Genomic DNA, 22,736 nt, shown 5'->3' with positions numbered 1-22,736 from the left:
GAATAACGTACTTGCAAAAAAAGAGAATGCCAATACCACCGGGTTGAGCAGGTAAAACGGTGGTGTCGCGACGCTACGCGCGGCAGAGAATCTCGCCGTGCGGCATCGACAACCAGCCATCCGGGGCCGCGGCCCAGGCCCGCCACGCCGCGGAGATCTGCTCGAGCTGTGCCGCGGTGGCCAGCCCCGACGTCAGCAGGTCCCGCCCCACATCGGAGTGCAGGATTCGGTCGGCCCACATCCCGCCCCACCACTCGCGGGTGTCGGGCGTCGCGTAGCACCAGACGCTGCCCGTCGGGGTGACGTCGTCGAAGCCGGCCTGAAGCGCCCACGACAGCAACCGTCGGCCGGCATCGGGTTCGCTGCCGTTGGCACGGTGCGCCTTGCGATAGAGGTCGAGCCACAGATCCAGCTCGGGAAGCTGCGGGAACCAGATGAAGCCGGCGTAGTCGGCGTCGCGCGCCGCGACGATGCCGCCCGGCCGGCACACCCGCCGCATCTCGCGCAGCGCCCGCACCGGATCGGCGACGTGCTGCAGCACCTGATGGGCATGGACCACGTCGAACGCGTCGTCGGGAAAGTCGAGGCTGTGCACGTCGGCGGTCGCGAACATGACGTTCGACAGGTCGCGCCCTTCGATTTCGGCGCGGGCCACATCCAGGACGTCGGCGACCTGATCGACGGCCGTCACCGCCGCGGGGGCGACCCTCTCGGCGAGGTCGGCGGTGATGGTCCCCGGGCCGCATCCGATGTCCAGCACGGTCAACCCCGGCCTCAGGTGGGGCAGGAGGTAGGCGGCGGAGTCTTCCGCGGTGCGTCGCCGATGGCTGCGTAGCACCGACTCGTGATGTCCGTGCGTGTAGCGGGCCCGGTGGTCGTCGTCCATAGTAAGAGCCTAGCGGTGTGACTCACAATATGATATTGCCGTCTCAGTATGCGAGACAGTTAGTCGACGGGGACGTTGAGGATCGGCCGGTCGACCGCGGCGCCCGGACCGTCGAAGTGCCACCACTCCCCGGAGTAAGGGGCCAGCCCGCCGTACTGCATGGCGTCCCGCAACCGCGCCCGGTTCGCCTGCTCGTCTGCCGTGACGCCCTGGGTCGCGTAAGCCGTTGCGCGCGAGGAGAAGTCGTCGAAATCGGTGCCCATGTCCGCCAGACACAAACCGTCGACCTGCCGCTCGGCCGGGCACTGCTGCTGCACGCTGGTGAACGTCACGTCGACCGAAAGCCCGGACTCGTGGCTGTGCGCATACGCGCCCGGGCGCGCCACCCACGCCGGGTTGGGCACGGCGTTGAACAGCTTGACCTGCACATCGTGCGGCCGGTAGCAGTCCCAGAACACCAACACATGGCCTTGCGGGCGCAGCGCCGTCGCGGCCGTCGCCAGCCCCGGGGCCATGGACTGGTGCACCAGGCACCGGGCGTCGGACGGATACAACTGCGTGTGGGTGAAATTGTTCGTGGTCGCGTAGCGCAGATCGATGATGGCGTCGGGGACCACGCTGCGGACGTCGACGAACCCGGCCGCGCGCGCAGCGTCGCTGACCGGGGGCACATCGGGACTGGCCTGCGCGGGCGCGGCACCGGCGACCAAAGCAAGGGCTACCCAGAGCACAACCGTCAGACGCATTTGCTCATTCTCGCGGCTTACCCGCTCGCATCACCCTCAATTCGCGGCGATGTCGCCGTCGACGTAGCGCTGCAGGTTGGGCGCCATCGCGGCCACCACCTCGTCCTCGGCCATCGAGGCGATCGGCTCGATCTTCCAGACGTAGCGCAACAACGCGAACCCGATCAGCTGGCTGGCGATCAGGCCGCTGCGGCGCAGCCGCTCGTCCTCGTCGTCCCCTAGAGTGGATCCGCCGATCAGGCCGCCCTCCACGATCAGCCGCAGCTTTTCGCGGGTCTTGGCCTCGTGGGCGGCGGTCAGCACCACCGCGCGCAGTGCGGCGCCGACGTCCTCGTCGGCCCAGATGTCGAGCACGTTGCGGATCAGTCGCTCGCCCAGTTCGGACTTGGGCGTGGCCCACGTCGCGGTGACCGAATCGAGCCACTTCTGCGGCGGTGTGGTGGCGGCTTCGAGCAGCCCCTCCTTGGAACCGAAGTAGTGGTAGATCAGCGCGGGATCGACGTCCGCCGCGCGGGCGACAGCCCGAATTGCCGTGCCGGCCCAGCCGTGTTCGGCGAATTCGTCGCGGGCCGCGCCGACGATGCGCGCGGCCAGCACGCCGCGCTCGTCACGCGGGCCCGGGGTAATCGACCGTTTTGCCACGGTCTCACCATACCGTGAAATTTCATCTTGCGTTGAGACTAGTTTCAACGTAGCGTGAAACTATGAGAACGACGCTGAACGGCCCCCAGACCACCGGCCGGCAATACCGCAACCTCAGCGAGCCGCGACACGCGAAGCGCAGCGACATCAACACCGCCATCGCCATGCGCGACGGCACCAGGCTGTTGGCCGATGTTCATCGGCCCGCGTCCGACGGCCGGTTCCCGGCGCTGCTCGCCGCCTCGCCCTATCCGCGGCAGGTGCAGGACCTGGGCGCCCCGGCCGGTTTCATCGAGGCCGGCGTGACGGACTTCTGGGTGCCACGCGGCTACGCGCACGTCATCGCCAACTTGCGCGGCACCTGCGGTTCGGAGGGCACCTTCGGCTTGTTCGACGCTCAGGAGCGCCGGGACATGCACGATCTCGTCGAGTGGGTCGCAGCCCAACCATGGTGCGACGGGAACGTCGGCATGATCGGCATCAGCTACTTCGCGATGACCCAGCTCGAGGCGGCCGTCGAGCGGCCGCCCCACCTCAAGGCGATCTTCCCGCTGGCCGTGACCGCGGACCTTTACGACGGCGCGAACCACCACGGCCTGCTCAGTTCGTCGTTTGTCACACCGTTCCTCGCCATGACCGGCCTGACCGCCGAACGCAGCGACAGGCTCTGGCGCAGCAAGCCGGTCGGCCTGGCAAGGCGCGTGCTGAAAAGCCCACGCGTGCACAAGAAGTTCGAGACCGCCAACGGCGAGGCGGCAGTGACCATGCTGCGCCGGGTTCTTCGCCTGCCACACAACCCGCACCCGTGGGACGAGCTGTGGCAAGAGGCCGTCCTCAAGCACCCGACCCGCGACGAGTGGTGGGAGGAACGAAACCTGTTGCCGCTGCTGAAGGAAATCGACATCCCGGTCTACCTCGGGTGCGACTGGGAGAACGTGCCGCTGCACCTTCCCTCGACCTTCACCACGTGGAAAGGATTGTCGGACAACGCTTGTGTGCGGATGGGCATGCTGGGCAAATTCGGGCTGACCTGGCCGTGGGAGAGCATGCACATTGAGGCGCTGGCCTGGTACGACCACTGGCTGAAGGGTCACGACACCGGGATCACCGACGGGCCACCGATCCGGTACTTCCTGCCCGGCGCCGACGAGTGGCGCACCGCGGACTCATGGCCGCCGTCGCAGGCACCGCATCGCGAACTCGCCCTGCGCACCGACGGCAGGCTGAGCGAGGACGAGGGCGAGCCGGGCGGTCGTGAATTCATGGTGCTGGGCCCGGGCCTTGGCCGCGTCAAACCCAGCGAAATCGATCCGCCGTCGGCGCTGACCTGGACGAGCGGACCGCTCGGCACGGACCTCGACGTGGTCGGCGACATCGAGTTGCGGCTGGTCGCCTCGGCGACGGCGATCGATACCGCGTGGATGGCGACGCTGCAGGACGTGGCGCCCGACGGCGAGGCCACCGATGTGACGGCGGGCTGGCTACGCGCCAGCATGCGCGAGGTCGACGAGGCGGCCAGCCGCCCCGGCGCGCCCGCGTTGCCGTGCCGCACCGCGCGGGGCGTGCCGCTGGGCGAGGACGTCGAGTATCGAATCCCGTTGGTCCCCAACGCCCGACGGTTCAGGGCCGGCCACCGCGTTCGCCTGATTCTCACCAGCGATGACCAGGACCCGTCGGCGCCCGTGATCATGAACTTCCGCCACGCCGGCGTCGGGACCAGCAGCCTGAACACCGTTCGCTCGTCGTCGCGGCTGCTGATCCCGGTGCTCGGCTGACCATTGATGAACCGCGCTGAGTGATCTATCGTCCCGAGTAGCCGATCGGCTAGTCTGTGGCCGGCGGCTCGAAGGAGCGAAGACAATGGCCGGTCTCGGCGTGGGCGTCATGCACAACACCATCAATTCGCGCTTCGGCCCAAAACCCTTGATCCACGCCGACTACCTGACCGGGCTGGCCTGCGGCGCAGATTCCTTTTGGGTGGCCGACCATCTCAATTCGGTGCTGCCGCCGTCGATGTGGACTCCCAAGCACGTGGGCGCGGCGAAGATCATCCCCAAGATGGATGCGCACCTCGAGCCGTGGACGATGCTCGGCTACCTGGCCGGCCGCAACCGGCTCGGCCGGATGCGCCTGGGGGTGGCCGTGACCGACACCGGCAGACGCAACCCGGCCGTCACCGCGCAGGCCGCCGCGTCGCTGCACCTGCTCACGCGGGGCCGGTCGGTGCTCGGCATCGGAACCGGCGAGCGGGAAAGCAACGCGCCCTACGGCGTCGACTGGTCCAAGCCGGTGGCGCGCTTCGAGGAGGCGGTGGCCACCATCCGCGCGCTGTGGAACTCCAACGGCGAGTTGGTCACCCGCGACTCGCCGTTCTTCCCTTTGCACAAGGCCACATTCGCGCTGCCGCCGTACAAGGGCAAGTGGCCGCAGATCTGGATCGCGGCACACGGGCCGCGCATGATGCGCGCCACCGGGCGATACGCCGACGGGTGGTTCCCCGGGACGACCCGCGCGACCGAGTACGGCGAGCAACTCGAGATCGTGCGCACGGCGGCCTCGGATGCCGGCCGCGACCCGATGGCCATCACCCCCGCACTGATCCGGTTCATCGTCACCGGCCGGTCCCGCGAGGAGGTCGACGAGGTCGTCGACAGCGACATCGCGCGGGTGTTCACGCTGAACTGTCCGGCCAAAGACTGGGCCCGCCACGGCGCGGAACATCCGATGGGGAACGACTTCACCGGAGTGCAGGACCTCATCCCGCAAACCATCGACGAGCAAACGGCACTTGCCTACGCGGCCAAGGCGCCGCGATCGCTGGTGCGAGAGTTGTTCGCGGTGGGCACCCCCGACGAGGTAATCGAGCAGATCGCGGACTTCCGTGACAACGGGCTGCGGTACCTCGTCGTCGGCAACGCCGGTGCCATCCAGCCGAGTCTGCGCAAGAGCGCATCCACGACCGCTCCCTACGTCAAGGTCGTGCGCGGCCTGCGAAAACTGTGAGGCGGTTTGCGATGCCGATGATCGATCTGACGTTCGTGCGTGGCTCGGTGGACAACGACGCATTGGGCCGGCTGGCCGACGAGCTGGTGACCGCGCTGCTGCGCGCCGAACGCGCCCCGGACACACCGTTTCTGCGGGACAACACGTTGGTGTACCTACACGCGATGGAAGCCGACCAGCTATCGGTTGGCGGCCGCGGCCCGGGAGCGCCCCGATTCCGGGTCGACCTCACGGTGTTCGAAGGAGCGCTGGATCAGCACCGCAAGGAACAGCTCGCCGCCGACGTGCACGACGCGGTGTGCGCCGCGGCGGGAATCGAGCCGCAGGGCCCGCGGGCGTTTCACGTGTGGACGCTGATCCATGAGATCCCCGAGGGCAATTGGGCCGGCGGCGGCAAGATCATCTACTACCAACAGGTGAAAGGCCTTGTGGCCGAGGACTTGCCCGACGATCGCCTGGCCTGAACGCCCGCCCAGCCCGCCGGACCGCCCTATGCTGGCGTGCGAGGGAGGGACCGATGGCGTACGTGCTGGCGCAGCCGCAGGTCTTGGCGACCGCGGCGGCCGACGTGGCAGCGATTCGAACAATGCTCGACGGCGCCGCGGCAGCCGTCGCGGGCAGGACGACCGGCGTGGCGGCGGCCGCCGCCGACGAGGTGTCCGAGGCGGTTGCGGGCCTGTTCAACGCGTACGGCCAGGAGTGGCAGGCGCTGATCGGGCGCGCCGCGGCGGTTCACGGTGCGTTCGCCGAGACGCTGACCGCGGCCGGCAACGCCTATGCCAACGCCGAGGCCGTCAGCGCGGCGCCGCTGGCCGACCCGCCCGTCACTTTCGTCCTGGGCGGCAGCGGAATGCCCTTCCCTCCCGCAACCTTCGTGAATAACGTCGTGAGCAAGTACGTGGCGCCCAATTTCCCCGTCGGCCTGGTCCAAGCCCTGTTCATGCCCGCGGGCGAATATCCGGACAGCGGCATCAAGGACTTGATGCAAAACATATCGATCGCGCGGGGCGTCACGGCCCTGAACAATGCGATCCAACAACAACTCGCCGCCGGAAACACCGTCAACGTTCTCGGCTATTCGCAGGGCGCCAACATCGCCGCGCTGGAAATGCAGTTGCTGGACCCTGCGGGCACGCCGAGCAATTTACCAATAAACTTTGTGCTGCTTGGTAATTCGATGAACCCCAACGGGGGCTGGGACGCGCGCTTCCCGGGTTTGAGTCTGCCGACGTTGGGCTTTTCGACCCTCGGCCCAATGCCGACCAACGACTTCGTGACCAAGGTTTACACCCTTGAATACGACGGCTGGGCCGATTTTCCGCAATACCCGATCGACATCTTCGCCGACTTGAATGCGGTGGTGGGAATGGTGACCGTGCACGGGGGCTACGAAAATCTCACGCCGACGCAGATCAATTCGGCGGTCGTCCAGCCGACGCAGGGACCGACGACGACCACCTTCTACATGATTCCGACCCAGAACCTGCCGCTGCTGGACCCGGTGCGGCACATCGCCTATGTCGGCAACCCGATCGCCGATCTGGTCCAGCCGGTGCTGAGACCCCTGGTCAACTGGGGCTATGGCGATCCGAATTATGGCTGGTCCACCGGGCCGGCCAACGTGACGACCCCGTTCGGATTCTTGCCGCCGCTCAGCGACACCGCGGCCCTGGGGCCCGCCCTGGTCAGCGGGATCCACCAGGGCATCGGCGCCGCGATCGGCGACCTTAACGTCGAATTACCCCCGCAGCTCCCGTCGCTGCAGGACATCTCGCAGGCGCTGACGTCGTTCTCGTCATCGCCCGGCACACTGTCCCTGCCCAGCGGGCCGCCCACACCAAGCGACCTGATCTTGAGCCTGGAGTCGGCGAACACCCAGATCGTCGGCACGGCGACGACCGCGTTCTCGACGGCCTACTCGACGCTGCTTCCGACGGCGGACATCACCACCGCGGTCCTGGTCTCGTTGCCGTCCTATGACCTGAACCTGTTCCTCAACGGGGTGACCCAAATGGTCAACGGTCAGCCCCTGGCCGGGCTGGTCAACGCGATCGGTTACCCGATCGCCGCCGATGTCGGATTGCTCCCGCTCGCAGGCGGTTTGGAGCTGGCGGTCCTCGGGGAGGCCGCCTATTCGATCGTCACTGGGGCGCCGTACGGAACCTTCTGATCGGTGGCCAGGGGCGGGATCGAACCGCCGACCTTCTTTTAAGGCGGAGTTCTGACCTACACCGATGTGCTTCGGCGCACTCCGGCAAAATCTCCCCGCAAGGGATAAAGTTTTTGCGGAGTGGTGCGTGTCGGCAGGATCAATCTGCCGAGACTCGTTGGGAATGCAAAGTTATCCGCTAATCCGCGGAATCTCGATCCGTGCGTAGTCAGCGAGGGGGTGCAATGCGACAGTCTCGCGGTCGCGGTACCAGGCGAGGAGCCGATTTCCCTCCTCGTCGTCGGCCCGAGGAAAATCGCTACCCTCCCCTGAGTCCCTGAAATACTCGATGAGGAAGTTCGCGAGCTGTGCTGCCCGCACGAAGTTTTCGGGTGTAATCGCGTCGCGGCTGCCGCTGAGGACGGTCAGGAACAGGTCATGCACGCGCTCTTTTCCCTCGGCGTCAAGTCGCGGCTGAAAGTACGGGCCGACCACGACCTGCGCACCGCGCTTTGCGTAGAACGCCGCGCGTCGCTTCGGGTCGATGTCGCCCACTACCGGGTGGCGGCGCGGATCTTCCACCTCCGCCAGCACCAGCGTGGTATCCGGGTCCGCACGCCACCTCCGCTCGGCGGCGTCCATCAGCACACGACCGATGCCGCCACCCCGAAGCCCGGGTTTCACCGAGACGTAGCCGATGAGGAGCACACCCGACTGCGGATAGGGATATCCCAGCAGGCAGCCGACCGGCGTTACATCGTCGAACGCGCAGAGCCCCCAGGGCCCGTTGCCGCCGTTATGCGCCAGGGCGCCAACGATAGTATCCACCGAGTCGAGTTCGTCGGGTCCGAACGAGGGTTCGAGGATTTCACGATAGATCTCCTCGATAACGCCCGCGCCGGCTTCGGTCCGTATGTCACGGACCGCGATCCCGTTGGTCATCCTTCGATGCTGCCATTACCCGGGGTCGGCGTCGTTGCGCCTCTGTCAGATTGGTGTGCTCTATGAGATATTTGTGCCGCGCCGTCCGCTTCAGCCCAGACATCGGAGCGCTGCCAGAAGAGGTTAATCGTGCCCCACGTCCCGGTAACAGTCGACCTCGAGCCCGTACACGGGCGTGCAAATCGGAGTAGATCGTGAGGTCCGGCCGACGAGCCGTAATTGCGAGTTGGCAAGGTTGGGGGCAGAAGACATTCGAACCGGAGTTTGACCCATGCATTGGCTAGACCATTTCAAAGTCTACTGGCAGGATTACGCTCTGCTAATAGCAATATCCGGACTTGCTCTCCTTTTGTACACCCAGCTTTTTCAGAGCTGGCTGTTATTGACGCGCAGTTTGCCTCGGGAGGAACGGGCCTTCCTGCCATGGCAGGCCTTCGTGACGCTGCTCTGGTTGATTCTGCGCGGATTGCAGGTGCGCTCGTTGCACAAGGCCGCGCGCTTGCGCATCGAAATTGAGCTGTTGGACCGGCCGCCTCAGCGACCGACCGAATTGAATTTCGATAACAAAAAGGGCTACCAGGACGCCAAACGCGAATGGAGGACCGAAAAGAAGAATTGGAAAGATAGGGTCCGCAAGAGGATGTCGGCGATCGCAAAGGAAGAAGAAAAGGACCGAACGATCGACATCGAAACTTGCTCTGTACTGTTCCGCGACAACAATATTGCGCGTTATTTCAATGCATACCGAGGCGCCGAAAAGAGCTTCTTATCGAAAGTGACAATCAATTCCGGTTTCGTCGCCCCGCTCCACCTGTTGACCGGTGTCCTGGCGTTCTACGAGCAGCATTGGCAGCCGATCGTCAACGCATACGGTCAATCCATCAGCCACGCGGGCGATGACTTCAGGGAGACGCAGGCCCGCAAGATGCAGCTATTCATCTTCGACTGCTGGCTGCTGTGGGGTCCGAGCATTCCCATCTGTATTTGCCCGCAGTGGCAGGGGGAAGTGGCTCTGCAGTACGGCTACGGTGACGAGGACAATTCGCTCGCATTGCGCTGTTCGACACCCGATGTTATTCGCACGCTGGTGGGGCAGACCAACGGCGGCAACGACGGACTGGCTTTGCGGGCCCGTGTTTCGGGCATCTTGAAGTGGGGGCCTGACCTCGGCACTGCAGGGATTTGCCCGGCGCAGGAAGCCATCGGGCAAAGAAGCGACGAGCGACTCGTCCTCGACATCGCCAGCGGAGCTGGTGGCATCCGCCGCGCCGGCGGCACTCTCGAACAAGTGAATGCGCAGTACTACTCGGCCTACTTGTGGATCGCGTTCGTGATGTGCAAGGCCGACCCGGCCACCCACCAACCAAAACCACGCAACCCCAAGAACAAGTGGCGCGATCTGATTCCCTTTTTCATTCACGCCAACATCGCCGATCCGGTCGCGTACGAATTTCATGCCAGGCAGCTCGCCCGGGAAGCCCTTGAAGCAGCCATTCAGTTGCTGGAGGGCGAGCACGACCTCATTCTGCGTTTCGCATGTGCGACCGATGAAACCGGCTGCGGGCACGACTCGCCCTATGTATTGCCCGTACCACCGACGGAAAAGATCTCGGCAAAAATGAAGCGGTTCGCCGACGAAGAAAGAAGGCAGGGGCACGGGTCGGCGCTGCGGCGGCTGGAGTTCGCCTCAGTGGAGCCATACGAGCACGGCGACTACGCTTCATGCGCGTTACCACAAATTGTCAAGAGCTTTTATGAAGACATGGAGGCGAGGGGGCTCGAGTTTCGGGAGCTGCGCTACACACGCAAATCCGATCTCGATCTGCTCAGGACCTTCTACGACGAATGTTTTGAACCCGAATTTCCTGACGAAAACGAACGCGAGTCCTATGAAGAGATCGAAAACTATTTGCGCCTCAAGGAGTTCGGGTGGTATGAGAAGAACAACTACCATGTCATCCTCATGTTCGATAAAGATGACGAATTGCTCGGGGGCGCGATTGCGGACTACCTCAATGAGCCGAACGCCGGGATGATCGAGTACATCGTCGTCAAGCCAGAACACCGACAAGCGGGATGGGGCAGTCGTCTGCTGGAAAAGGTCGAGCGCGTCCTCCACGACGACGCGGACAAAAGCCGTAATCGTCCACTCGACTGGATCGCGGCGGAGATTGATGACCCATTTGTCACACCACGGCCGCTGCAGGGCATCGACCCCTTCCTGGTGGCGAGGAAATGGGGAAAATGGGGATATCGGTTGCTCGACTTCCCGTACCGACAGCCGGCCCTCGACGATGATAAGGAACCCGTCGATACGCTGTTTCTCAGTGCAAAGCTGTGCCCCGGCGGCAGGTTCACGCGAGGAAAATCCAACGAGCGGGCGCTGCCGAAGTTGGACGTAGAGGGCCTCGTTGACGCCTACCTGCGCTTGGCCATGCGTGAAACGCCGCAGACCCACGAGGATTTCATGATGATGTGTGAGTCCATGCCCGACGAAGTTCCGCTAGTCGACCTAGAGGAATATCTCGACCCGAAAGAGGGGCTGCTGCACACCAAAGAGGTGGTCGGCGTCGAGGACCCGGAACTGGATTGCGCGGTCGCGATGTACCGCAAGGCGTTCGGGGAAACGATTGACATAACGGATTTGTGGAGCGCGCCGGAGCCGGTCGATGTGTTGACTGACTGCGCCGTCCGCCGCCACCACCTGTGGACGATCCGCAACGCGGATGGCCCGCAATGTGAAGGGGTTGCGTCCTTCGTCACGCTGCCCAGCGCGGGTTTTGTCCGCTACATCGGGTTCCCCGACCGATCACCGGACGCCCACACGCTTCGTGGCCTGATCGCACGGATCGAGGAGCGCATGGTTCGCGACGGCGTTCGCTCGGGCGAGCAAATGAAGCGCGACGGCGAGCAGATGATGCGCCACGGCGAGCGAAAGGGCCGTTCCGGCAAGGAGATGAAGAAGCGTGGCAAAGAAATTCGGGACGCCGGCGAACAGAAGGCCAAGGACGATCAGAAAAAGGGCCTGGACGGCAAGGGTGCTCGCGGTTGGTACCTCGAATGCGCCGACGTGACGCGACGCGGCCCTCTGCTCGAAGCCGGCCTCTGGGAACTCGACATCGAGTACCCACAACACCTCATGTACAAGCCATTTGGCCGCGTGTACGAGCCGCCCACCATCAACGCCGAAACGTTCCTGCAGGCCGTCAGGGAGATTAGCGACTCGGCGTCCGGCACACTCAAACCAGACGTCACCAAACTCGAAAAATGCCTACGGGGTCATTCCGAAGTCAAGGCAAAGCCGAAGCCAACCAAAGGTGAATCGTGACCGCCCGAGCTCCACGCGGGTGGGTGACCTACAAGGGTCTGCGGTCAGGAACACTCAGCCTGCCGGAGAACGTGGTCATCGCCGTCACGTCCGTCGCACCGGCTTACAGCTTGGCCGCGACGCTGGCGGCCCTGGTAGCTCTGGTGGGCCCAAAAACCCCGGCGCTGTTCATCATCGGTTTTATTCCGACGATGCTCACCGCGTTCGCCTTTCGCGAACTGGCCAAGGACGCTCCGGACTGCGGGTCCACCTTCACTTGGACCACGCGCGCCTTCGGCCCTTGGGTGGGCTGGGTCTCCGGCTGGGCTCTGGTCATCGCCTCGATGGTGGGTGTCGGCAATGGCGCGCAGGTCACGACGGTCTACCTGCTGGAAGCGCTGGACCTGCACGCGCTCGCGCATTCCACGGCGACGCGGGTCGCGGTGGGTGGCATGGCTGTCATTGTCTTCGTCGGGCTGGTTGCCTTGCGCTTGCCGGACAGGGATGGCACGCAGCGACATTCGGCCGTGCTGCCTGTGATCGAGGCCGCCGTGCTGGTGCTACTAGCCGTCGTCGCGCTGGTGATCCTCAGCTCGCACGCGCAGTCCGTCGCGACTCAGGTCGCGGTGGGCGGCGTGACCGTCATCGTGCTCGTCGCCTTGTGTTTACGGGGCATCGACGGCACACAGCGGTACCAGGCGGTACTGCTGACGATTGAGCTATTGATGCTGTTGATTGTCAGCGTTTTCGCGTTGTGGAAGGTAATCACCCACCACGCAGGGCCGCAAGCCGTGATGCCGGAATGGAGTTGGTTTTCGCCGACGGGGTTATCGGCTTCAAATATTGCCGGCGGCACCGTCCTTTGCGTATTCGCTTACTGGGGCTGGGACGCCTCGCTGTCGGTGTCGGAGGAAACCAAAGAACCTGGCCGAAACCCCGGTCGCGCCGCCGTATGGGCCACAATCATTCTGCTCGGCACGTATCTCCTGGTGAGCCTCGCGTTACAGGCCTTTGCCGGATTCGGCACCACCGGAATCGGCCTGCGAAATCCGGGGAACGCCAACGACACACTTAGCGCCCTCGGAAACCCGGTGGTCGGCACCGGCCTGGCCGTGGTGCTGCTGCTGGCGATCAGCTCGTCGTCGGTGGGCGCGGTGCTGACCTACGTGGCGCCCACCGCGCGCACGGTGCTGGCGATGGCCGTTTACGGCGCCCTGCCGCGGCGGTTCGCATTGGTCCACCGTCAATACCAGACACCGTGGTTGGGCACCCTGGTAATCGGTTTAGGGGGCTTTGCGATCTACGCCGTGATGACGGTGTTCAGCCGAAATTCGTTGCCGGACATGGTTTCCTCGCTCGCGTTGGTCACCACCTTCTACTACGCCCTCACCGCTTATGCGTGCGTGTGGACCTACCGGCGCACATTGCTTACAAACTCAGGAAGATTCGTACTGCGCGGCGTGCTGCCGCTGCTCGGCGCACTCGTGATGACGTGGGCGTTCGTCTGGAACGCCATGGACAGCTACTCCCCCACCTACGGCAAGACCCACTTCGGCCCGGTCGGCGGTGTTTTCATCATGGGCATCGGGCTCATCGCTCTCGGCATCCCGCTCGCACTGCTATGCGCCATCCGTCAACGTGCCTTCTTCAGGGGCAAGACCCTGAACGACAAGACTGTGTTCACCGATGCTGTTGCAGAGCCCGCGGGCGGTGGCGCGCGGGGGACCGCTGCCACGACGCCAGCCCACCCGGGCAAACCATTGACGCGCGCAGCATCAGGGCGTTAGCCGGATGGAATCCTGCCCACCGTCTCCACGCGGCCATCTGTCTGATTGAAGTGGTAGGCCCGGCGCGCCTCGCAGACCGTGATCGCGTACTCGCTGAAGAACTCGGCGCGGGCGCGGGCCTGCGTTTCCAGGTGTTCCGGATGATTCCGCCAGGCGAGCAACTGCGCCTCCGTCTCGAATTCGACCAGCGTCAGCGTCTCGCCGTCGTCGGCGGCGAATTCCTTGTAGTCCACAAAGCCCGGCATCTGGGTACCCAGCTCGTACATGCGTGCGCCCAGCGCCTCCAATGCCGCCAGATCGGCGTCCGGCCGTAGCCGCGATCGAAACACCACAATCACCGTCGCAGCCTCCTCAGACCCAACGCGACCGCTCGTTGGCCTGACCGTAACAGCTCAATCCGCCCGGTTGTCGAGTTGTTCCTCGTCGTTTGTGGCTACACACGTCGGCGCTGTCACGTCCAACTGGGACAGCTTTCCGACCGGTCCAGAGCGCGAATACAGGATCACGCGCATTAATCCTGATTGATCGAACCGCCGACCTTCCGCTTTTCAGGCAGGCAAAGTGGCCGATGACCTGCAGTTCAACTGTTTTCACGTGAAATGCGGGGCGCTGAGCGCGCGAGCGAAGGCGCTTTGGCGCAGGCGTCGTGCAGCGCGTTATCTGATCAAGTGCGCGCAGCTTCCAGCGCCAGTGCGACTTGGGCCAGCCAGAAGTTGTCGGTGAGCGGTCGTCCGGTGAGTTCGGCGAATCGGCGCAATCGGTAGTTGACGGTGTTGCGGTGACAGTGCAGTTCGTCGGCGGTGGCCGAGACGGACTGGCCGCGCTGCAGCCAGGTGTCGACCGTGGTGAGGAGTGGTTCACGCCGTTCGGTCGGCAACGCGAGGACTGGCCCCAGCGTAGTTGTCACTAGGGATGCGGCGGCGTCTGGCGAGCTGGCGAGCAACACAGCCATGACATCGCGGTCGTAGCGAGTACTCGGGCGACTGTTCGACGAGGCTGACATGGCGACTTGAGCTTGAGCGCGGGCTTTTGAGCAGTCGGCGATGTCGGTGAAAGGGCTGCTGAGGCCAATCATGATGGGGATGTCGGTGCAGATGGTGGCGGCGATGGTGTCCAGGGCGTCGGCGCGGTTCCGTCGAAGCGATACAACCCCCAATTGCGAATGAGACGTGAGGCGAAACCACGAGTCCCGAACGGCGGGGTGTGCCGAGATTAGCGTCTCGATGTCGGGAGGCGAATGCTCCACCGAAGGCTCGGCGCTGGTTGCCGCGATGATCGTGAGCTGGCCCATCCGCGGGAGGCCGAGGGCGGCGACCGCGTCCCAGAAAGGTGCTCCCATGCTGGACTCGTTGAACAGCACCGTGTCGAGCAGGGCCGCGCGAACTTGTTCGTTGCGTCGCGCGTCGCGGATGTCGATCTCGCGGAAAACTGCGTGCGCGCGAAGCGAATTGGAATTCATCCAGGCGAAGATGGACGGTGTCGCCGCAATGAGGGCTTCCGTGTCGAGTTCGTCTGTGTTCGCTAGGCGTGCGAGCTCGTCCCAGATAGCTGCCGCGCCGAGGCGGTAGGCATGCAACAAACTCGACAATGTCAGGCCCTGGCTGGCGCGGTGACGAACTCGGTTTGCGGATTCGAGATTCCAGTGGCCAGGATCGGCGCCGAGGTCGATCCAGTCGAGCAGTTCTGCCAGGTAATCGGCGATGTTTTCGCGGACAGCATCGCCGCTGTCGTCACCGCTGGGAAGGTAGTCCGGGACTTCAGTGCGAAGCCGAGCGAGCACCTTCGTCACGATCACGTCCGACTGTTGCCGCACGCGATCGACGAGCGCCGTCGGCGGTCGCTGCTGCAACATGTCTCGAATCGTAAAGCGCCGCACGTTGTTGTGCCTGCGCACAAGGTTCGAGATCGCGACTTTGGGCTGCCGTTCATTGTGAAGCCCACTCGCTGCGATCACGATTCATGTCATGAACGCCGCCCCTGAGAAGACCATTGTTTTGGTCCACGGCCTGTGGATGACGCCGTTTGCGTGGGAAGACTGGGTCGCGCGTTACCGCGCTCGCGGTTTCTCCGTCCTGACACCGGGCTACCCCGGCGTGGCCCCCGGCCCAGCCGGAGTCGCCGCGCTGCGGGAGAACCCCGCACCGTTGGCCGACCTCGGGGTGCGGGAGGTCTTCGATCATCTCGCCGAGCTCATCGAGGAACTCGCTGAGCCGCCGATCTTGATGGGTCACTCGTTCGGCGGCACCTTTGTCCAACTTCTGATTGACGCCGGTTATGGGCGGGTCGGCGTGTCCATCGACGGCGCCGCTGTCAAAGGCATCCATGCGCTGCCGTTGTCTGAAATCCGCGCTACATTTCCGGTATTGAAAAATCCCGCCAACCTGCACCGCGCGGTGCCCATCACGCCAGAGCAATTCCATTACGCGTTCACCAACACGCTGAGCGAATCCGAATCTCAGGTCGCCTATGAGCGCTACGCGGTTCCGGTACCTGCGCGCATCTTGTTCCAGGGTGGCCTGGCCAACGTCACGCATCACGCGGCCACCACATATAACTTCGCCAACGACGGCCGCGCGCCGCTGCTGTTCATCGCCGGCGGCCACGACCACATCCTGCCGCCCGCGGTGCAGCACGAGAACTACACGAAAAACGCCAAACACTCGGCCGCGATCACCGCCTACAAACTCTTCCCTGAGCGAGACCACTTCACTTGCGGCGCACCGGGATGGGAAGAAGTCGCCGACTTCGCCTTGAACTGGGCGCTGAACCCCGTGCCCGGGGAACTCGACTGACTCTTCTTCTGACTCACACGAAAGCGACCATCACCGATGACCACAGTGCGCGACGCCATCCTCGACCTGTTCCGCTCGCACGATCTGACCACCTGGTTCGGCAACCCCGGCTCGTCGGAATTGGCTCTGCTGCAGGACTTTCCCGACGACTTCCGCTACTTCCTGGGCCTGCAGGAGATGATTCCGGTCGGGATGGCCGACGCCTACGCGCAAGTCACCCGCCGTCCCGCCCTGGTCAATCTGCACACCGCCCCTGGCATGGGTAACGCGCAAGGCCAGATCTACAACGCCTACGTCAACAAGACGCCGCTGATCATCACGGCGGGCAACCAGCGCCGCAACATGCAAAACCAGTACTGCCTGCTGACCAATCACGAACCCACCACCACACCAAAGCCGTTCGTGAAATGGGCTGCCGAGCCGGCGACCGCTAGTGAGTCCCCGGCCGTGCTGGCTCGGGCCATCCACCTGGCCACCACCCCGCCGATGGGCCCGGTGTTCGTCTCGTTGCCGATGGACGACATGCCGATCGAACTGACCGACGACCAGCTCGCTGATATCGCGGTGGTGCGCGATCGCACCGTGACCCACGCGACGGGTTTTCCGACCGAGCTGGCCGAGCAGGTCGGCGCACAACTCGACGCCGCCACCTCGCCGGCGATCATTGTGGGCGGCGATATCGACCGCTACGACGCGTACGACGCGGTGATCGAGCTGGCCGAGCGCACCGAATCGCCGGTGTACACCGCACCTTTGACCGGCTGGAGCGGGTTCCCGGAGAATCACCGGCTCTACCACGGCGCGCTGCCCCCCGGGGCGGGCTGGATCTCCGGACTTCTCGCAGGCCACGACCTGATCCTCACGATCGGGACGCCGGTCTTCCGCTATTACCCGTTGGTGCCCGGGCCGTACCTGCCCAGCGGCGCCCGCTTGATCCAGATCACCAACGATCCCGACGAGGCCGCCCGCGCCCCCGTCGGTGACGCGATCGTCACCGACATTCGCGCCGCCACCCGGGCCCTGGCCGCGGCGGTCAAACCCACCCAGCGCCCCGCGCCCGCGCCGCGCGCCGCAATCCCCGAACGGGTGTCGGAGCAGGTGCCACTCAAGCCTGCCGATCTCTGGGCCGCTGTCGCTCACGCCGCACCCGCGGACACGCTGTGGGTCAGCGAAGCGGGCAGCAACGAGATCGTCATGACCGAAAGCATCCGCCCGGGCAACCCGCTCTCACATCTGTCGGCTGCCGGTGGCGGACTCGGCTGGGGGCTGCCGGCATCGGTAGGTGCTCAAATCGCCGCTCCCGACCGTCCGGTGGTGTCGTTGATGGGCGACGGTTCCATCCACTACGCGATCACCGCGCTGTGGAGCGCGGCACGCTACAAGATCCCGCTCACCGTGGTGGTGGCGTCCAACGCCGAATACGGCGTGGTCAAAGAATTCGGCGTCTGGGAAAAGACCCCGAACGTCCCCGGGCTCGACATCCCCGGCCTCGACATCGTCGCGACCGCGGCCAGCTACGGCGTCGACGCCCACGAAGCACACAGCTCTGACGAGGTATTCGAGTTGGTCAAAGCCGGCATCGCCGACCGCGACCGTCCCACCCTGATCAACGCCCGCACGACACCCGTGCCGGGGGGATTCGGCAGCTAGGAGACATCTGGTGGATGACACGATCGTTGCCGCGATCGCCGCGGCACTTCAGGGCCGCGACGCGGTGGCCACCGACGAGGCCACACTAGCCGAAAACAGCAGAGACTATTGGGGTTTCGGCCAACAGCCTGGTCTGGTGTTGCGCCCGCGCAGCCGTGACGACGTCGTCGCCGCAGTCAAAGTTGCTGCTGAACACAATGTTTCGTTGGTCACTCGAGCCGGCGCATCGAACTGCAGTGCCGGAGTCATGGCCGGTGCGGACCGCGCGGTGATCGATCTGACACAGATGAACCAGGTCCTCGATATCAACCCGACCGCTCGCACCGCTCGGGTGCAGCCCGGGGTCATCAATGCCGATCTGCAGGAGAAGTTGGCCCCGCACAAGCTGGTCTTTTCACCTGACCCGGTATCGGCACACCTGGCAACGGTCGGCGGCAACATCATCGAAAACGCTGGTGGCCCACACGCTCTCAAATACGGCGTTACCTACAACCACGTACTGAGCGTCGAAGCGGTGCTGCCTGATGGCACCGTGATCAACCTCAGCGCTGACGACGACGGCCCGGACCTGCTCGGGATTTTGATCGGCTCGGAGGGCACTCTGGCGATCCTCACGGAAGCGACCGTCGCGTTGCGCCCCATTGCGCCGGTCACTCGCAGCCTGATGGGCAGCTTCGAAACCGCCCGGGAGGCAGCCGAAACCATCTCCGCAATCATCCAGACCGGAACGGTGCCCGCGGCGGTCGAATGGCTCGACCGAGCCGGGATCAACGGCCTGCAGCAGTTCACCGACACCGGCTATCCCACCGACGCCGACGCGATCGTGCTCATCGACGTCGATGGGACCGCCGCCGAGGTCGACCGCGACGCCGAGATTGTCGAAAAGGTCTTGCGACAACATGCCACCGAGGTGCGCCGCGCCGATGACGACGACGCCCGTGCCAGGCTCTGGTACGGACGCCTCCACGCCCCAGACGCCGTAGTGCACAGCGGCAAAGGGTTCTTCATCGGCGACGTCACCGTGCCACGCCAACACATTCCGGACATGCAGCAGGCAATCCAGGACGCCGCCAAACGACACTCGGACGCCCTGCTGTTCATCGCCGTGACCGGACATGCCGGAGACGGGGATCTACACCCGACCACCTTCTACGACAAGGAGAATCCCAACGCGGCCGCGGCCTTGGAGGCCGCCAACAACGAAATCATCGAAGCAGCACTAAGGCTGGATGGCACCATCACCGGCGAGCACGGCGTCGGCACCGAGAAAATCCAGTTCATGACCAAACGCTTCACCCCGGTCGAGATCGCCGCCCAACGCATCCTCAAGCAGGTCTTCGATCCCGCGCACACCTTCAACCCCGGCATCATGCTGCCCGAACCCTCACCAGAGGAACCCGCGCTGCCTGCGTTCGAAGCTGCCGTGCACGCGGCGCTCGAAGGACATCCGAACTCCGCGACGCACGCCGACGGCGACGACACCACGGTAGAGGTCAACACCGGCAACCTGAACCTGGTGGTCGGCGCCGCGGTCACCCTCGGCGACCTGTCGCGCAAACTCCACGAGCAAGGTGTGACCTGCCCGGCCATCCCAACCGAGGGCCTTGACCGCACCGTCGGCGAACTGATCGCCAACGCGACCGGCCAGGAACGCATCGAGGTGCGCCACGGACTGCTCGGCGTCGAGGTCGTCCTCCCCGACGGCGCCGCCGCGGCCCGCTTCGGCGGCCAGAACATGAAAGACGTCGCGGGTTACGACACCAAAAGGCTATTCATCGGCGGCAGAAACGCTTTCGGAACCATCACCAGCGCCGTCTTCAAGATTGCGGTCGCACGGTGACACTGCTCGTGAGCTGACCCAGACCGATGTCCTGGCAGATGCATGCCATCGCTACCTACGGGCGGCTCGTCCGTCGACCTCGCACCTACGCAACTGAGCGGAGTGCCCGCGCTTATCTTAATCGGCCCAAGAAAAGCGGCGAACCACCCTCTCGGCTCGCGACGTCGGGTCGTTACCATCTGACCAGTGCCACCGTGAGCGGATTCCGTTGCCATACGGTGCAATCAGCGAGCAGTGCGCCCATTCCTGTCCGCGGTCCATCGGTTGTGTACGTCCACGGGGGTGCCTACATCAACCAGATCGCGCCCGCGCACTGGAGACTCGTTTGCGCGATCGCCGACGCGACCCGGCGCCCTGTGCATGTCCCCCTCTACGGACTCGCGCCGCAGCAACATGCCGAAGAAGCGATCGAGTTCCTCGGTCACGTGATCAGCCGAGCCTCGCATGATCGGCCCACCTATCTGGCCGGTGACTCCTCCGGCGCCGGCCTCGCGCTCGCCGCGACCCAGGCGACCATCAGCGCCGGAGCCACCCCGCCGCTCGGGCTCACCCTGATCAGTCCCTGGCTCGACATCGCACTGACCAATCCCGCCATCCCGACCCTCGCCAAGCGCGACCCCTGGCTGGCGGTTAACGGCCTACGCGAGTGCGGCCGCGTATGGGCCGGGCACCTCGCGGCGGACGATTACCGGGTGAGTCCCATCTTCGGTGCACTGCACGATCTTCCGCCGATCGACCTCTACATCGGCGACCGCGACATCTTCGTTGCCGACTGCCGCCGGCTGCGGGACAGCATCGACGCCGGCCGGATCACCTACCACGAGCAGCCCGGGGCAATTCACATCTACCCGCTGCTGCCCGTGCCTGAAGCCAAGCCCGCACGCCGTGCACTGCTTAGCCACATCGACGCCGCCCTCAGCATCGTTGAGTGAGGAAATTTGACGAGCCGCACAGCCACCCTCCCGCACACCACCACACTGGAGAGCCTGCGCTTCACGACGCTGGTGGCGCTGCCCAATCTCGCCGAAGGGCTCTTCAGCCGCCGGCCCGCGGTCACCGCTGCGCTCGACCGAGCCGGTGTCGCCCGCCGCGCACATCGGCTGCTCACTACGCTGCACCGGCGCTACGGTGATGGACCTATCTGGGTGAAAGTGGGAAGCAAGCCCACTCTGCTCGTCTTCGGTCCCGATCAGATCCGCTTCGTGCTCTCCGGCGCGCCAGAGCCTTTCGCGTCCGACCCAGAGCCCAAACTCTCGGGAATGAACAAGTTCCAGCCGCACGCCCTGACCATCTCCCGAGGCGACCATTGGTCCGACCGCCGCCGCTTCACCGAAGCCGTCCTGGCGAACGCCACCGGCAGCGGCGCGATCGTCAACCGGTGCGCCACCGTTGCGAACGATGAGGCCCGAGTCATGCCGGACAACCTCGACTGGCCGCAGTTTCATAGCGTTATACAGCGAATCGCGCGGCGAATCATCCTCGGCGACAACGCAACCGACGACACGCAAATCTCGGCGCAACTCGTGACACTGATGGCCAAAGCCAACCCGCCCGGCAAGGGAGACCCGAGGCTTTTCGACACGTTCCTGACCGCGCTGGACCGCTACGTGAAGGCCGCGGACGCACACAGCCTCGTCGGACAATTCGCCGCGGCACCCGCCTCCCACATCACCTACCCGACTCATCAAGTCATCCACTGGATGTTCGCGATGGGCGACACCCTGGCCATCAATCTCTGGCGTTGTCTAGCGCTGCTGGCCACCCACCCCGAAGTTCTACTCAACGCGCAGAAGGCAATCGACGAATACAGCGCTCACGACTACCTCGTCGGCTGCCTCTGCGAAGCGATGCGCCTGTGGCCGAGCACGCCCACCTTGGCGCGAACGCTTACCGGGCCCACCGAGTGGGACGGTGAGATCGTCCCGTCGGGAACACAAGTCATGATCGTCAATACCTTTAACCACCGCGACGCCAGCCGTTTTCCCGAGGCCGACCACTTCAACCCCACCGCTTGGACCGAGGGACCCGCTGGCACCTCGTGGTCATTCAACTTCTTCAGCCACGGCCCGCAAAGCTGTCCGGGAGCCGACCTCGCCCTGCAACTCGGCGTCGCCGTATTGACCGCGTTGCTCGACGAACGCAGCCCGGCGGCGACCGATGCCAAACTCAACCCGGACCAACCACTACCTCTCACGCTCGACCACTCGCGAGTCAACATTCGATTCAAACGCCGCCACTGAAGCACCGGCACCGCTGAGAGCCTTCCCACCTTCGCTCGGTCAAAGAAGAACTTGATCACGTCGCCACGAATCTCGATCGGCTCCACAACGTCGCCAGAAGCAAGGCGAACGGACAGGAACCGGACGAGACCAACCATCCATAGCGGGGTGTCGCCGCGTCCGCGCAGATCAGAGCTGGTGGCCAGGGGCGGGATCGAACCGCCGACCTTCCGCTTTTCAGGCGGACGCTCGTACCGACTGAGCTACCTGGCCGGAAGGCATTGAGTGCCTCGCCGTGTTGGCGACCCTGACGGGACTCGAACCCGCGACCTCCGCCGTGACAGGGCGGCGCGCTAACCAACTGCGCCACAGGGCCTCGCTCTTGCTCCGCGTCTCCGCGTCGCGTACCCCCAACGGGATTCGAACCCGTGCTACCGCCGTGAAAGGGCGGCGTCCTAGGCCACTAGACGATGGGGGCCAGAACCGAATCACTTCGGGGGCACTCGCAACGCAGTTACCGTTGGGAGCCAAGCAAGCTTAGGTCACCACGGGCCCAATCCTCAAACGAGCGGCGTTCGCGCGACGTCGGCAACCCAGTATCCTGAACGTTCGCGCCCCTATAGCTCAGTTGGTAGAGCTACGGACTTTTAATCCGCAGGTCCTAGGTTCGAGTCCTAGTGGGGGCACTGACCAGCATGTATTACCTCGGCTGATGGTTGACATTTCTACTTCGGGTGATGGCTGACAGTGTTTCGGCTGATGCTTGACAGTTA

General features: G+C 64.6%; 17 protein-coding genes and 4 tRNA genes. 12 read left to right on the top strand and 9 right to left on the bottom strand.

Annotated elements, in window-relative coordinates:
- Positions 1 to 73: 73 nt before the first annotated feature.
- Genes A5712_RS17070 through A5712_RS17060 form a run of 3 tightly spaced genes read right to left on the bottom strand, consistent with a single transcriptional unit; the run spans position 74 to position 2,274 of the window.
- Positions 74 to 886, bottom strand: a complete 813-nt coding sequence (locus tag A5712_RS17070) for a methyltransferase domain-containing protein (protein WP_068107358.1) — start codon at positions 884 to 886, stop codon at positions 74 to 76.
- A gap of 59 nt (positions 887 to 945) precedes the next feature.
- Positions 946 to 1,632 carry a M15 family metallopeptidase gene (locus tag A5712_RS17065; protein ID WP_068107356.1) on the bottom strand — a complete coding sequence of 229 codons (687 nt, stop codon included), beginning with the start codon at positions 1,630 to 1,632 and terminating at the stop codon, positions 946 to 948.
- Positions 1,633 to 1,668: 36 nt separating this feature from the next.
- Positions 1,669 to 2,274 (bottom strand): TetR family transcriptional regulator, encoded by a 606-nt coding sequence (locus tag A5712_RS17060; RefSeq protein WP_068107354.1) that lies wholly within the window; start codon positions 2,272 to 2,274, stop codon positions 1,669 to 1,671.
- A 62-nt stretch (positions 2,275 to 2,336) separates the two neighbouring features.
- Here A5712_RS17060 and A5712_RS17055 point away from each other — a divergent pair, with 62 nt between their 5' ends.
- From A5712_RS17055 to A5712_RS17040, 4 genes are all read left to right on the top strand, one after another.
- On the top strand, positions 2,337 to 4,049 hold the full coding sequence (locus A5712_RS17055) for a CocE/NonD family hydrolase (protein ID WP_068107352.1): 1,713 nt from the start codon (positions 2,337 to 2,339) through the stop codon (positions 4,047 to 4,049).
- An 85-nt stretch (positions 4,050 to 4,134) separates the two neighbouring features.
- A complete protein-coding gene (locus A5712_RS17050; RefSeq protein ID WP_068107350.1) occupies positions 4,135 to 5,277 on the top strand; it encodes an LLM class flavin-dependent oxidoreductase in 1,143 nt (380 codons plus the stop codon).
- A gap of 11 nt (positions 5,278 to 5,288) precedes the next feature.
- Positions 5,289 to 5,741 (top strand): tautomerase family protein, encoded by a 453-nt coding sequence (locus tag A5712_RS17045; protein WP_068107349.1) that lies wholly within the window; start codon positions 5,289 to 5,291, stop codon positions 5,739 to 5,741.
- Between the two features lie 53 nt (positions 5,742 to 5,794).
- Positions 5,795 to 7,447, top strand: a complete 1,653-nt coding sequence (locus A5712_RS17040) for a PE-PPE domain-containing protein (protein ID WP_068107347.1) — start codon at positions 5,795 to 5,797, stop codon at positions 7,445 to 7,447.
- Between the two features lie 171 nt (positions 7,448 to 7,618).
- Here A5712_RS17040 and A5712_RS17035 read toward each other — a convergent pair whose 3' ends face one another.
- A complete protein-coding gene (locus tag A5712_RS17035; RefSeq protein ID WP_068107345.1) occupies positions 7,619 to 8,368 on the bottom strand; it encodes a GNAT family N-acetyltransferase in 750 nt (249 codons plus the stop codon).
- A 271-nt stretch (positions 8,369 to 8,639) separates the two neighbouring features.
- Between A5712_RS17035 and A5712_RS17030 the strand changes: the two genes are divergently transcribed.
- Positions 8,640 to 11,696 (top strand): GNAT family N-acetyltransferase, encoded by a 3,057-nt coding sequence (locus tag A5712_RS17030; protein WP_082973493.1) that lies wholly within the window; start codon positions 8,640 to 8,642, stop codon positions 11,694 to 11,696.
- A gap of 23 nt (positions 11,697 to 11,719) precedes the next feature.
- Complete coding sequence (locus tag A5712_RS17025) at positions 11,720 to 13,462, top strand: APC family permease (protein ID WP_068107341.1); 1,743 nt, start codon at positions 11,720 to 11,722, stop codon at positions 13,460 to 13,462.
- Here A5712_RS17025 and A5712_RS17020 read toward each other — a convergent pair.
- Positions 13,459 to 13,800: an antibiotic biosynthesis monooxygenase gene (locus tag A5712_RS17020; protein WP_068107340.1), complete on the bottom strand. Its 342-nt coding sequence runs from the start codon at positions 13,798 to 13,800 to the stop codon at positions 13,459 to 13,461. The two genes, A5712_RS17025 and A5712_RS17020, sit on opposite strands and share 4 nt — an antisense overlap.
- Before the next feature lie 326 nt (positions 13,801 to 14,126).
- Positions 14,127 to 15,314, bottom strand: a complete 1,188-nt coding sequence (locus A5712_RS17015) for a CdaR family transcriptional regulator (protein ID WP_068107338.1) — start codon at positions 15,312 to 15,314, stop codon at positions 14,127 to 14,129.
- Positions 15,315 to 15,426: 112 nt separating this feature from the next.
- On the opposite strand from A5712_RS17015, the gene A5712_RS17010 reads away from it, so the two are divergent.
- The 5 genes from A5712_RS17010 (at position 15,427) to A5712_RS16990 (ending at position 21,984) form a co-directional block, all read left to right on the top strand.
- Positions 15,427 to 16,254, top strand: coding sequence for an alpha/beta hydrolase (locus A5712_RS17010; protein WP_068107336.1), 828 nt, complete (start codon positions 15,427 to 15,429; stop codon positions 16,252 to 16,254).
- Positions 16,255 to 16,290: 36 nt separating this feature from the next.
- Positions 16,291 to 17,904, top strand: a complete 1,614-nt coding sequence (gene mdlC / locus A5712_RS17005; RefSeq protein ID WP_068107334.1) for a benzoylformate decarboxylase — start codon at positions 16,291 to 16,293, stop codon at positions 17,902 to 17,904.
- 64 nt (positions 17,905 to 17,968) lie between these two features.
- Entirely contained in the window at positions 17,969 to 19,744 is a 1,776-nt protein-coding gene (locus A5712_RS17000) for an FAD-binding oxidoreductase (protein ID WP_231982147.1), read from the top strand.
- Between the two features lie 266 nt (positions 19,745 to 20,010).
- Positions 20,011 to 20,676 carry an alpha/beta hydrolase fold domain-containing protein gene (locus tag A5712_RS16995; protein WP_197519418.1) on the top strand — a complete coding sequence of 222 codons (666 nt, stop codon included), beginning with the start codon at positions 20,011 to 20,013 and terminating at the stop codon, positions 20,674 to 20,676.
- Positions 20,677 to 20,682: 6 nt separating this feature from the next.
- A complete protein-coding gene (locus A5712_RS16990) occupies positions 20,683 to 21,984 on the top strand; it encodes a cytochrome P450 (RefSeq protein ID WP_068107330.1) in 1,302 nt (433 codons plus the stop codon).
- 175 nt (positions 21,985 to 22,159) lie between these two features.
- Here the strand turns inward: A5712_RS16990 and A5712_RS16985 are convergent.
- From A5712_RS16985 to A5712_RS16975, 3 genes are all read right to left on the bottom strand, one after another.
- Positions 22,160 to 22,236: transfer RNA gene (locus tag A5712_RS16985), tRNA-Phe, on the bottom strand.
- A gap of 26 nt (positions 22,237 to 22,262) precedes the next feature.
- A tRNA-Asp gene (locus A5712_RS16980) sits at positions 22,263 to 22,339 on the bottom strand.
- Positions 22,340 to 22,368: 29 nt separating this feature from the next.
- Positions 22,369 to 22,441 (bottom strand) — tRNA-Glu (locus A5712_RS16975).
- Positions 22,442 to 22,576: 135 nt separating this feature from the next.
- Between A5712_RS16975 and A5712_RS16970 the strand changes: the two genes are divergently transcribed.
- Positions 22,577 to 22,649: transfer RNA gene (locus A5712_RS16970), tRNA-Lys, on the top strand.
- Positions 22,650 to 22,736 lie beyond the last annotated feature (87 nt).

Source organism: Mycobacterium sp. E2327 (assembly GCF_001672675.1).
Taxonomy (GTDB): domain Bacteria; phylum Actinomycetota; class Actinomycetes; order Mycobacteriales; family Mycobacteriaceae; genus Mycobacterium.
The sequence above is the reverse complement of the archived record's forward strand: the minus strand, read 5'-3'. Positions and strand labels throughout refer to the sequence as shown.

What these genes read in the sequence shown, in the direction of transcription:
- A5712_RS17040 (WP_068107347.1), top strand. Translation starts at nt 5,795, where the DNA reads ATGGCGTACGTGCTGGCGCAGCCGCAGGTCTTGGCGACCGCGGCGGCC.
- A5712_RS17065 (WP_068107356.1), bottom strand. Translation starts at nt 1,632, where the DNA reads ATGCGTCTGACGGTTGTGCTCTGGGTAGCCCTTGCTTTGGTCGCCGGT.
- A5712_RS17035 (WP_068107345.1), bottom strand. Translation starts at nt 8,368, where the DNA reads ATGACCAACGGGATCGCGGTCCGTGACATACGGACCGAAGCCGGCGCG.
- A5712_RS17045 (WP_068107349.1), top strand. Translation starts at nt 5,289, where the DNA reads ATGCCGATGATCGATCTGACGTTCGTGCGTGGCTCGGTGGACAACGAC.
- A5712_RS17070 (WP_068107358.1), bottom strand. Translation starts at nt 886, where the DNA reads ATGGACGACGACCACCGGGCCCGCTACACGCACGGACATCACGAGTCG.
- A5712_RS17015 (WP_068107338.1), bottom strand. Translation starts at nt 15,314, where the DNA reads ATGTTGCAGCAGCGACCGCCGACGGCGCTCGTCGATCGCGTGCGGCAA.
- A5712_RS17050 (WP_068107350.1), top strand. Translation starts at nt 4,135, where the DNA reads ATGGCCGGTCTCGGCGTGGGCGTCATGCACAACACCATCAATTCGCGC.
- A5712_RS17030 (WP_082973493.1), top strand. Translation starts at nt 8,640, where the DNA reads ATGCATTGGCTAGACCATTTCAAAGTCTACTGGCAGGATTACGCTCTG.
- A5712_RS17010 (WP_068107336.1), top strand. Translation starts at nt 15,427, where the DNA reads ATGAACGCCGCCCCTGAGAAGACCATTGTTTTGGTCCACGGCCTGTGG.
- A5712_RS17055 (WP_068107352.1), top strand. Translation starts at nt 2,337, where the DNA reads ATGAGAACGACGCTGAACGGCCCCCAGACCACCGGCCGGCAATACCGC.
- mdlC (WP_068107334.1), top strand. Translation starts at nt 16,291, where the DNA reads ATGACCACAGTGCGCGACGCCATCCTCGACCTGTTCCGCTCGCACGAT.